Raw genomic sequence first — 10,388 nt, 5'->3', positions numbered from 1 at the left:
CGACTACTCGTCCATCGGCCAGTTCGGCCGGGACGGCGGAACCGGCACCACGGCGTACGCCGACCCGGACAAACAGCTCACCGGAATCCTGCTCACCCAGGTCGGGATGTCCACCCCGGATTCGGCACGGCTTATTCACGACTTTTGGACCATGGTCTACCAGACAATAGAAGACTAACATTGAGCCCGCACCTAGTATGACCGCCCTCAACGTACGACACCCAACGGTCAGCCCTCTGGCGGCTGATTGGAAGCAAAGGTTTCCTTTCGTACAATGCTTAGACGCTTCCCAGATTTAAAATTGGCGATTGATCCAAATGAGTTGATTTATAACAATAATGGAGTGGTATGTTACATTGCTAGTATTCCAATGATTTTCTAACCTTCGGTGGTATGTTGTTTTAAAATGAACTTGCGTTTTGAAACTCAAATAGTGAAGAATTTTAGATTTCATAAAGGGTAGGAGAAATTACGATGGCAACAGAAAAGGTATATAACAAATTGATACGAGATAAAATTCCTGAGATTGTGAAACGAGCGAACAAAGAGCCTATTATGTCTATCGCATCGGAAGAGGAAATGAAGGAATTGTTATTTCGGAAACTATTAGAAGAACTGGGGGAGTTTAAAGAAACTCCTAATGAAGAAGAGTTGGCTGATCTTTTAGAAGTAATGGATGGTATAGCACATGCATTTAAACTTGATATGGAGAAAGTGAAGACTATAAAGACCAATAAGAAAGAAGAGCGAGGCGGGTTTGAACAAAGGATTGTTTTAGAAAAGGTTATGGAATGATGGTGTTGCTTGCACATCGATTTACTAGATGCAAGGATCATACGAATGAATGAAAATAGTACGATTGTATATGGGAAGCACTATGAGATTTTTTTATGGAAATAGGAGAGCGAATCACTTAGATGAGGAAAATTGATAGGACACCCAAGGAGAAAATTCTTTGGGTTTTTAATCTTCTCGCGCGCCAATCAAGCCGTTTATTGCTAGTTGGTGAAAGTACAATCAGTAGAGAGATCATTTGGATCAATCAGATTTGGAAAAAGAAATTAACAAGATAAGATTAAAAGTGGTATTCGCTATCTTTTTGGCTAAATAATTAACATATTATTGTTATAATTAAGAATATAAGTATGCAATCACGTGGTTTTGAAAAAATTAAGGGAGGTGAAAATGCGACCGATTGACTTTAGCGACGATTCTACTTTTCCTTTAGAAGTGGATCATACCATTCGGTTGCATTAGAAGCTATGAAAGATGGATTTTTTTGGTTTATTGTTGTTGCCTACATTATTTCTAGGATGATTATTCCTATCAATGAATATACCACCTTGTATCAAGTAACAGATATTGGAATGTTTGTATTAGTAGTAGTTCTTCTCATTTATCGAAGTATTCGCCGTTAGGATAGGATGTTGTATAACCTATTTTGATATATTGTAATAATAAGCACCCCTTGATTTGTACTATACTGAACCCAAATATGAAGACAGGAAAAAAACACCTCCTGAATCGTAATCAACGATTCGAGGTCCTATATCTTATAAACGATACTCTAGCCAAGGTAATGAATCTCCTAGTTATACGCTTAGCCTTCTATAGTATCTTTGATCTAGCAATTTGTTGACACTTTATTTCTCTTTTTGTTCTTTTACCACTTTTAATGTTAGTTGCAAAATTTCGGTAATTTGTTTTTCGGTATATCCAAGCTGTTCCATTGCAGTAATGAATGGATCCGGATCCGCACGCTGATCTCTTAGGGATTGATGTAGAATAAACTCATCTAGAGCTTCTTTTGTAATTCGATAACCTTCTTTATAATTTCCATTTATTTCATTACCTTTGAGTCTTCCTTTTCGAATCCAACCTCGAACCACTTGGATATTTTTCGTAAAACCTAATTTATTTAATATCTCAAAAGCTTCTTCTACTACCATTCCATCAGGTGATACTTTCTCCATTTCCTCTTGATATCCCAATTCCTGCCGTTGATTGTTCATTTTGTGCCCCTCCTAAGTTAATGTTATGTTAATGTTAACACAAAAATCAAATAAATACCTCAATTCATAATCTAGGTTTCGTTTTTTAGTGAAACTGTGTAAGTGTACGGCATCTAAAGATCAAGTCGAGAACTTTGTGCGATGTTTTGAATGTTTACGGGAGTATCATATTTTTTACCGCTCTTACTTGGTCAATAAGAAGAAGTCGGTGAATGATGTCCGACTAGATTTGTTTATTGTAAATAACAATCCCCAAAGGGCAGTGATGAAGGTGGGGTTGACGACGACGGATGGAAAGGTGATTCAGATTGATCTACTAGATGCAAGGATTATACGGATGAATGAGAATAGTACGATTGTGTATGGGAAGCACTATGATATTTTTTAGTGAAAATTTATAAAAAGAGTTACACCCAAGGAGAATATCTCTTTGGGCTTTTTTATCTACTCCATAGATGCTCTTTTGCTCTCTCTTTCTTTAACCAATTGATCGTTTGCATGTCATACTCTATCTCCCCCTGATAGAATGCTCGAAAGTTCCGAAGAAGCTTGGAGGAGGCGGCTAATCGGGCTTTTAAATAAGGAATATCGTCTAATCCGACAGAAGTACCACAGTATGAACTTAGGAATTCTTCGATTGGGGCTTTGGGCCAGTCGTGAGAAGGAAAATGATATTCCATTAATTGTGCCAAGTCTTTTGTTGGATCTTCCCATGTCATTCTCTCATAGTCAATGAGCCAAACTTTGTTGGATGGATCGATCATGATGTTTTCGTGATGTAAGCTACCATGGCATAAAGTAGGAGAAAAAGGAGATGGACCTGAAGATTCTAATAGGTTTTGTGCATAAAGAAGTCGATCATGAAAAAAAGAGTATAATGTCTGTTCCCAGTCTGTTCGGAAAGTTCTTTTGCATATTTTTTGTAAACGTCTGAGTGATTTCTGTAATTTAGCTTCCCATTTCCCAGTAGAATCTCGCTGCTTTGGAATGATATCCAACGGTATTTTCGCTAAGATTTGATGGTACTCAGAAAGCGTTTCTCCCGCTGGTGTAAGCCAATTCATTTTATTCCTGTTTACTTCTGTTACATTGGGTAACCATTCCTCTAGATAATAAAGTTCTTTTGCATATGAAATCAATCTCCTGTGGTCTTTGCAGAAAATGATCTTAGGTATACGATGAAAACCTTGTCTATGCAAAGTTTGTATCATTTTCTCGATAAAATCGATATCTTGCAACTTGTATGCATTTTTAAATGCGAAGACTCCTTGATCCGTTTCGACGCGATATGCTGCTCTTACTTTGGAAATGCTTTTGACGATAAGGGTGTAATGATATTCCACTAATTCTTTCACCCTGGAAGCAGGCAATTTTACATCTACATGAATCTTTAACATAGGCATCACTTCCTAAACTAGTGATACTTATTTACATATGCAAGAACTTTAGTATTATTAAAAAGGATGTGTCTAATTAGCTGAATTTTTATTCAGTTACATGAGAAAAAAGCTGTCATAATAATAATAGGGTGGATTACTGAATTTACGATTTAATCTAAAAAGCGAGGAGATAACATGGATTTACTCGGTATTTTGATTTCCTATCTGTTTATTGGATGTATTATCGTCGCATCCAAATGGTTTGAACGATTTAGCAAAGAAGCTAGTCGTAAGTTTATTCACATCGTGCTTTGTAACTGGTTTATAGTAGCTATGTTCGTTTTCGAAAGTGTATGGTATGCCATGTTTGTTCCAGCTACCTTTGTCATTATCAATTTTTTGTCAGCTAAGTATAATCTCATTCCTTCGATGGAAAGAGATGAGGATGAGGGTTACGGGACAGTATACTATGCTCTATCTCTGGCTATTTTAGTGGGACTCACCTTTGGATATGTGAATCAGCCTTGGATTGGTGCTATTGGGATTCTCATTATGGGGTATGGGGATGGATTGGCAGCTATTGTAGGGAAAGCAATGCCTTACAAGCCATATCAGGTGTTCGGCTCTCGAAAGACAGTTTCCGGATCATTGGTAATGTGGGTTTGTTCTTTTCTCATTAGTTGGGTCTTTTTTAGCATCTATACCTCTACATTAGGTTTGATCGAAGCTCTTGTTGTTGCGTCGGTGGCAACTGTGTTAGAAGCGATCTCGCCAAAAGGATTAGATAATCTATTCGTACCAATTGGCTGTTCTACGTTAGTTTATATGCTTTTTATTTGAAAAGAAAGCGAGTCATACATGGAAACGATCCTATCTCTCTTGATTATATGTTTGATTACATACATCGCTTATATCAAGAATTCGCTCAGTGGTAGTGGTGCGATGATGGCATTATTTGTTGGGGCAATCATCAGTTTAGCTAATGGTTTCGAGTTTATTGCTGTTTTACTAACTTTTTTCATTTCGTCTTCTTTGCTATCCAAGTGGAAACTTTCCATGAAACAGAAACTAGAAGAAGATTTGTATGATAAAACAGGTAGGCGTGATTGGCAACAAGTATTGGCAAATGGAGCTGTTGGGACGGTTTGTGCTTTTTTCTATTGGCTAGAACCTAGTACATCGCTTTCTTTTGCTTTCTATGCCTCGTTTGCCGCTGCGAATGCCGATACATGGGCCTCTGAAATAGGAGTTTTGAGTAAAAAGCAGCCCATTTCTATTATTCGTTGGAAACCGATCGAAAAAGGTTTGTCTGGTGGAGTCAGTTTGTTGGGGCTAGGCGCATCCGCTCTGGGAGCGATGTTAATTGGTCTTATTTACTTGGTATTTACCAACGATTTGATGGGATTTATTTGGTTGATTCTCATCGGTTTTATGGGATCCATATTAGATAGTGTTCTGGGAGCGGTTTTACAGCCTGTCTATCATAATAAGAGCAAAGATGTGCTAACGGAGAAAGCATCTGATTCGACTCAACAGTATGAAAAAGTAAAAGGGATTAGTTGGTTTACCAATGATGTAGTAAACGTAACTTGTGTGGTCATCGCAGCGGTTATGGGTTGGTATGTAAAGTCCTAAAAAGAAACACCTCCGAATCGTTCACTACGAATTCAGGAGGTGTTTTTCTGTCTTCCTATTTGAGTTCAGTACATCAAACTTATCTCTACTATCCGTTTTCGTTCGTATGAGTAAACGTCCAGTTCTCTTGTTGGTAGTGGCTCATATATTCCATACACCGCTCCTGCCATGAGCTCATATGAGCTAGGCTATTGATATATAGTTGCTTTCTCTTGGCAACAGGACGTTTGTCTTTTAGGAGAAATAGATTGGTCGTTTTTATTTTATGTCCTCTGCTGCTACGAATTTTGGGGACGATGATTTGTTCGAATCCATTTTTATGATAGAAGTGAGCAGCATGTCCTGTGTTGGAAAATTCGACGACGACAAATTGATCAAAGTACATGATAAGAACAAGTGGTTTTTTGTGATAGTTTTCATAGACGATGAGTTTCTTGATATCTTGTACATGGTTTTCCCAATAACAGAAACGCTCACTATTATGATCTTCGCCAAAGAAGTCCATCATCTGGATTCGGTTTAGGTATTTTTTTATTTCTAAGACTTTATCTGGCAAGAGGAATTCCCATGGTTTTTCATCGGATCGTGGGTCTCCTAGTTTCTCCGCCGCTTGTTGTAGAAGAGGGCGATGGAAGGTAGTGATATCTCGCTGGACTAAGTATTTTTCTATACACTCTTGATACTCAGTAGGGCTGAAAGTTTCTAGATAATCGACGATGGTAGATTCGTCTTCTCTGTCTAGTATGGTATTTTGATGGATGCTTTGCGATAGCATCTGATAGATTAGTCGATGTTGTAGTGCGGAAGAATCTTGTATCATCCATCGTCTCAGTGTGGTTTGTGCTTTTTGATTAGAGTGAGTAAGGAAGTATGCCAATGGTACAAGTGGCTCCTTGGTTTGGAATGCCGCTTGGAGCTGTGTCCTAGCGAGCGAGTCCAAGCCGAGGAATGACTTGGTTTCGTGTTCGAATGCATGTTTTAGGAGCTGGATCAGGGAAGGGTGATTGCAATGTTGTTGGAAGGCTCTCCACGACATGCGACCAATCTCCCGTGTGTAACGAGTGATGATGATGTTGGTGATGTTCTGGATCGTTGTATCCTGTTCGTCCGCATAGGGAAACATCGATGCTAGGAGTCGTATTTCTAGACTGGACAGGCTCTGAGCAAATGGCTCTAGAGTTTGGTAGTCAGTGGGCAGTGCTCGTATTTTTTCTAGTAACAAGGGAAGTTCTGAGATAGAGAGACTCTTCAACAAAGCCCCATCACTATTTTGATAGGCCATTTCTAGCTGTTGCCGTTTTTTCCTCAGTGCAATGGGGGAAAAGGTATATGATCGAATATTAGTTGTCATTTGGTTTCACCAGATTTTGTTGTTCTTCTATGTATTTCTCATCTTTTAGACGAATCGTAAATTCTACCCGACGGGATGCGGTGGCATCGACTTTTCCATCAGGTGTTATTTTCGGATCGTTGTAGGATCTGCCAATGGTGGTAATGATGTTTGGCAATTCTTGTTTGTGTGGGAAGTCTGGAAACTTATTATCGTATATAACGATTGCTACTGCAGAAGCTCGATCTTGCGAGAGTTTCATGTTATATAGATATCCTCCCGTTTGATCGGTGTGCCCCTCAATCACGATTTGAGATATTTCATTGCGAAATTTGTCCGATAGTAAAATGCTCATATATTGGGGGACAAAAGCTGCTAGGTTTCTGTGTCCTTCTGGCGAGATGGTAGCACTGTCTGAATCGAACAGAACACCACTATGAAAAGTAATGGTACCTGTCTGTTCATCGATTTCCATTTGGAGATGGGAGTCTTGAAAGGACTTGACTAGTTCGTGTATGATCTCCGATTTGACTTCTAACTGTTTTTCAATGGTGGTATCTTTCGGTGTCTCCATTGCTTCAGAAGATTCTTTCCCGTTCATTACGAAGACGAAGAAAAAGAGTAGGAAGCATAGTAGAAAGGAAGTCCAATGAACAGAGTGAGAGACCTGGTAATAATAGTTCCCTTTGGCTTGATGGAAATCTCTTCGATTCGTTCTCATACCTCTAGACATTGGGGCCTCCTAAGTAGGTTGTTGAATGATTTGTTGGTCCGTTGTCTGATCTAGCTTTCGATTCAATTCCCCGACATGATGAGTTAATGTTTCTAGGTGATTTGGGAATTGTTCTAGTGTCGAAATCCATTGAATAAAGGTGTTGATCGACTTGGCTAACTCTTGATCAAACTGTTGAAAGGTATGATTTAGTCCTTGATGCATCTGTTCTTCAAACTGTTCCATCGAATGGGAAAGCTGCTCATTTAGCTCTTTCCATAGTTGATGAGTGCCAGCCCAATGCTCCTGCATCTTTGCGGAACGATCGTCGATCTGCGACAGTTGTTCTGTTAGCAATTCCTGCATTCGGGCTTGAGTTTTGCTCATTTGCTCTTTCTCGTGCAATAGCGTTTGTTGAGTCGCTGATAGATTTGCGTATAGATTCTCACTTCTTTGTCTGTCCTGATGGATCTCAGATAAGAGAGAATGGTATTGGACCTGTTGTTCCAAGAAGGAAGTATGTTGCTCTGTTACTTTTTCTTTTACCTCTGTATTTTCTTTGATCCAGGTTTGAATATGATCGAAGCCTTTGTTCCATTGTTCTGCTAACTTCTGATACTCTTGATGAAGGTTGTTTTGTTGAACGATATGCTCGTAGATTGGTGCCAAGCTTTGTTGGAATGACTCTACAAACAAGGAGAGTTGACTATTGTTTGCTTTTCTTCCAGAATTCATTATTTCGAGTAGGTCAGAAGCGATGGCTCGAAGCTGGTTGTTTTGTATCGTGGTATCTTTAAGCTTCGCTGTGAAACTTTCTAGTGCTGACTGATAATTGGATAGATGACCTGCATATTGTTGCATCTCTTCCGTTAGAAGGATTGCATGATATGTCATCTCTTTCATAGTAGCTGCTTGCTCTTTGTTGTTTTGTACAATTTGTTCCATAGAAGTTTGAGATTGGTGTAGATAAGGAACCAATACAGATTCAAATGCTGTTTTCATGCTCAACGATAGTTGATCTGCCATTTGCAGAATCAGATTGTCGGACATATATGTCGTAATGTCTTTTGTAGACTGCTTTTGGGCCTCTAATATATTGTTTAGCAGTGAGGGTATGTCTTGAGCAGGAAATACTTGATCCAGTTGGTTACGTAAACGAGTAAAGTCTGTTTGCAATGTTGCAAAGCGGAAACGATCGATGAACTGCCATAGGATCGAAGAGAAGATTCCAAAGATGGAGCAATAAATTGCTGTATCGATACTTCCTATCCATGAACTCCCACTTGCTTGAATTATTCCAGTAGCTCCAACCAATCCCCAAAATGTCCCCAAGACTCCAATTGCGAGAAAAACTCCAGGAACTAAGGCGAACACATGGCACCAAGCCCGCTTTTGGACAAAGTCTTCCTCTAGAAAATAATCATAGACATCTGGAAAAGAAGTGGTCTGTTGTGATTTTCGTTGATAGTCTCGATAAAAATGGTTCCATGAATTGCGGAACTGTTTACTTATGTCATGGTGATCTTTTAGCCAGTCGGTAAAAGCATGGATAAATTCGGTATTCGTTACCATCTCATCCGTAAGTTGAGAAGCCAATTGGTCTTCGAGTAACGTTTGCTCCTTCCATAATTTGCGATGAATCATTCCTAGGATGATAAGTGCAATAATATTAAGAATAATGATTACCCATAGAAAAGGGGTCTGAAAAATAATTTGAATAAAATTCAGCATAAATAAACCTCCGGGTTACCATACTTTTTGAGAAAAGTTCTTTTAATTGTAACTTAATTATGAACAATTTTTAATATAAATTTCATTTTTTCATGTAATTCCTTTTCGGAGGAAAATGATTGATTAGGATGGAAGAATTGCTCTTGTATTAAAGGAGGGAAGTAGATGACTGATTGCACAACATCGTTTGACGAGAAGGATTTCGAGAAGCTGGAATCGCTCTTATACGATGAAGGGGTAACATTCCTTCATCAGTTTTCGAAAACAGAAGAGAATCAAGATGTATATGCTTTTGCTATTTATTGGAATGAATCGAACGATGAGTTATTCTTTGCGATCAATACACTAGACTGTTTTCAATGGATGGAGGAGCAAAAGTATAGTTCATTTCCAAAAAGAAAGCTGGAGTGGATTACAGGGGCAAAGTATCGCTGTAGAGAATTTGGATTCCAATATGAAAGGTGTGATTTTTCCCCTAGTCTGCTTGTAGAATGGGATAAATACTGTGATGTAGTGCGCAAATACCGAAATACATACTATGAAGCACAGGAGAGTAAAACAGAGATTGATGTAGAAGTAATAGGGAATTGGACTCAACTAAAAGAGAGGTTTCTTCAAGTTATATTGAATGTTTACAAGAAGATAGAGAACCACTTTGATCTACTCAAGCGCTCTGAAGACTTTATCGGATTTGTGGATACAGAGAAATGGAGACTACAAGACAAAATCGATTGGATGAAGCAAACGATTGATGAGAAAACATTTTATCGGGTTTTTCCCGAAATAGAGAGGTTGGAAAACTTTCTAACGGATCTATCGGGGAAAAATATACAAGAGCAAAAAGAGTTTTGGCTACGTGCGTACATGGATTTTGGATTCGGATTGGATACAGAGAGAACAAAGGTATTGGAATGTTTCGAAAGAGGGAAATATGATGTGGAAACCCATCTGGTTCACTTAGGAGAAGAAGTGGTGGGTGATTTGGTAGAACTAATAGAGAGTATGGAAAAGGGTCATAAGCGGAAAGAACTATTGCGCACCCATTTACTAAGTATGATCCGGAAGATTGGAAAAGCAGATGACCAGAGCATCGATCGATTATATTTGATGCTTTCAGAGCGATATGCAGAGAGAAGCGGGCAGCATGATTTCGTGCGTATTCTATACATTGCGAAAACTTTGCATAAACTTCGTCCAGATCGGTATCCAAAACCGATCAAGGATGACCGTGGTCGATTTTCAAATATTCACGAGTTTGGTATAGAAGATAGAATTTAGTAGAGGTTTTGATCCAGATTCAAAGGACTATTAGTAGAAGAGGGATACGTTTTCTTTTGTTCGCAGTGATGGAATCGATGAGGACGTATTCCTCTTTTGTAGGGAGTCATCTGATCGAATCATCATAAATGGTGATCTGATGCTCCTCATATTATTTATAGCTTGATTCATTAGTTCAAGTTAAGTGTAGGCGCGCCGCCAGCTTTGGGTTCGTTATGCAACATACTCTGTTTATTTTAGGTTGATATAAATATTAGTATAGTTACATAATTATTTAACAGGATTGTATCAGACTACCATTTGAAAATAGG

Annotated in this window: 11 protein-coding genes and 1 pseudogene; 7 read left to right on the top strand and 5 right to left on the bottom strand. The window is 38.8% G+C overall.

From position 1 onward, the window contains the following. From VJ09_RS18810 to VJ09_RS18375, 3 genes and pseudogenes are all read left to right on the top strand, one after another. Window positions 1-178: pseudogene (locus VJ09_RS18810) on the top strand (serine hydrolase); the annotation flags it as partial. Window positions 179-474: 296 nt separating this feature from the next. Beyond that, the gene (locus VJ09_RS06080) at window positions 475-795 is read left to right on the top strand and encodes a nucleoside triphosphate pyrophosphohydrolase (protein ID WP_044640690.1); all 321 of its coding nucleotides are present in this window, start codon (window positions 475-477) and stop codon (window positions 793-795) included. Between the two features lie 467 nt (window positions 796-1,262). After that, complete coding sequence (locus VJ09_RS18375; protein ID WP_154662346.1) at window positions 1,263-1,418, top strand: hypothetical protein; 156 nt, start codon at window positions 1,263-1,265, stop codon at window positions 1,416-1,418. A gap of 225 nt (window positions 1,419-1,643) precedes the next feature. Here the strand turns inward: VJ09_RS18375 and VJ09_RS06075 are convergent, their stop codons facing one another. Further along, complete coding sequence (locus tag VJ09_RS06075) at window positions 1,644-2,012, bottom strand: hypothetical protein (protein ID WP_044640689.1); 369 nt, start codon at window positions 2,010-2,012, stop codon at window positions 1,644-1,646. Between the two features lie 208 nt (window positions 2,013-2,220). Between VJ09_RS06075 and VJ09_RS06070 the strand changes: the two genes are divergently transcribed. Next, complete coding sequence (locus tag VJ09_RS06070; RefSeq protein ID WP_147635440.1) at window positions 2,221-2,400, top strand: hypothetical protein; 180 nt, start codon at window positions 2,221-2,223, stop codon at window positions 2,398-2,400. Window positions 2,401-2,452: 52 nt separating this feature from the next. Here VJ09_RS06070 and VJ09_RS06065 read toward each other — a convergent pair whose 3' ends face one another. Further along, window positions 2,453-3,409, bottom strand: coding sequence for a phosphotransferase (locus tag VJ09_RS06065; protein ID WP_044640687.1), 957 nt, complete (start codon window positions 3,407-3,409; stop codon window positions 2,453-2,455). A gap of 177 nt (window positions 3,410-3,586) precedes the next feature. Between VJ09_RS06065 and VJ09_RS06060 the strand changes: the two genes are divergently transcribed. Beyond that, window positions 3,587-4,231, top strand: a complete 645-nt coding sequence (locus VJ09_RS06060) for a diacylglycerol/polyprenol kinase family protein (protein WP_052807249.1) — start codon at window positions 3,587-3,589, stop codon at window positions 4,229-4,231. Window positions 4,232-4,249: 18 nt separating this feature from the next. Further along, on the top strand, window positions 4,250-5,026 hold the full coding sequence (locus VJ09_RS06055; protein ID WP_044640686.1) for a DUF92 domain-containing protein: 777 nt from the start codon (window positions 4,250-4,252) through the stop codon (window positions 5,024-5,026). A gap of 88 nt (window positions 5,027-5,114) precedes the next feature. Here the strand turns inward: VJ09_RS06055 and VJ09_RS06050 are convergent, their stop codons facing one another. Genes VJ09_RS06050 through VJ09_RS06040 form a run of 3 tightly spaced genes read right to left on the bottom strand, consistent with a single transcriptional unit; the run spans window position 5,115 to window position 8,799 of the window. Then, entirely contained in the window at window positions 5,115-6,377 is a 1,263-nt protein-coding gene (locus tag VJ09_RS06050; protein ID WP_044640685.1) for an EH signature domain-containing protein, read from the bottom strand. Next, the gene (locus VJ09_RS06045) at window positions 6,367-7,089 is read right to left on the bottom strand and encodes an OmpA family protein (RefSeq protein WP_052807248.1); all 723 of its coding nucleotides are present in this window, start codon (window positions 7,087-7,089) and stop codon (window positions 6,367-6,369) included. Before VJ09_RS06045 ends, VJ09_RS06050 begins: the two co-directional genes overlap by 11 nt. Window positions 7,090-7,098: 9 nt before the next feature. After that, window positions 7,099-8,799 (bottom strand): hypothetical protein, encoded by a 1,701-nt coding sequence (locus tag VJ09_RS06040; RefSeq protein ID WP_044640684.1) that lies wholly within the window; start codon window positions 8,797-8,799, stop codon window positions 7,099-7,101. Between the two features lie 165 nt (window positions 8,800-8,964). Between VJ09_RS06040 and VJ09_RS06035 the strand changes: the two genes are divergently transcribed. Continuing rightward, window positions 8,965-10,077, top strand: a complete 1,113-nt coding sequence (locus VJ09_RS06035; RefSeq protein WP_044640683.1) for a hypothetical protein — start codon at window positions 8,965-8,967, stop codon at window positions 10,075-10,077. The last annotated feature ends 311 nt before the right edge of the window (window positions 10,078-10,388 follow it).

The organism is Risungbinella massiliensis, assembly GCF_000942395.1.
GTDB lineage: Bacteria > Bacillota > Bacilli > Thermoactinomycetales > Thermoactinomycetaceae > Risungbinella > Risungbinella massiliensis.
This window is presented reverse-complemented; position numbering and strand designations above follow the sequence as displayed.

What these genes read in the sequence shown, in the direction of transcription:
- VJ09_RS06055 (WP_044640686.1), top strand. Translation starts at nt 4,250, where the DNA reads ATGGAAACGATCCTATCTCTCTTGATTATATGTTTGATTACATACATC.
- VJ09_RS06065 (WP_044640687.1), bottom strand. Translation starts at nt 3,409, where the DNA reads ATGTTAAAGATTCATGTAGATGTAAAATTGCCTGCTTCCAGGGTGAAA.
- VJ09_RS06060 (WP_052807249.1), top strand. Translation starts at nt 3,587, where the DNA reads ATGGATTTACTCGGTATTTTGATTTCCTATCTGTTTATTGGATGTATT.
- VJ09_RS06080 (WP_044640690.1), top strand. Translation starts at nt 475, where the DNA reads ATGGCAACAGAAAAGGTATATAACAAATTGATACGAGATAAAATTCCT.
- VJ09_RS06075 (WP_044640689.1), bottom strand. Translation starts at nt 2,012, where the DNA reads ATGAACAATCAACGGCAGGAATTGGGATATCAAGAGGAAATGGAGAAA.
- VJ09_RS18375 (WP_154662346.1), top strand. Translation starts at nt 1,263, where the DNA reads ATGAAAGATGGATTTTTTTGGTTTATTGTTGTTGCCTACATTATTTCT.
- VJ09_RS06040 (WP_044640684.1), bottom strand. Translation starts at nt 8,799, where the DNA reads ATGCTGAATTTTATTCAAATTATTTTTCAGACCCCTTTTCTATGGGTA.
- VJ09_RS06035 (WP_044640683.1), top strand. Translation starts at nt 8,965, where the DNA reads ATGACTGATTGCACAACATCGTTTGACGAGAAGGATTTCGAGAAGCTG.
- VJ09_RS06045 (WP_052807248.1), bottom strand. Translation starts at nt 7,089, where the DNA reads ATGTCTAGAGGTATGAGAACGAATCGAAGAGATTTCCATCAAGCCAAA.
- VJ09_RS06050 (WP_044640685.1), bottom strand. Translation starts at nt 6,377, where the DNA reads ATGACAACTAATATTCGATCATATACCTTTTCCCCCATTGCACTGAGG.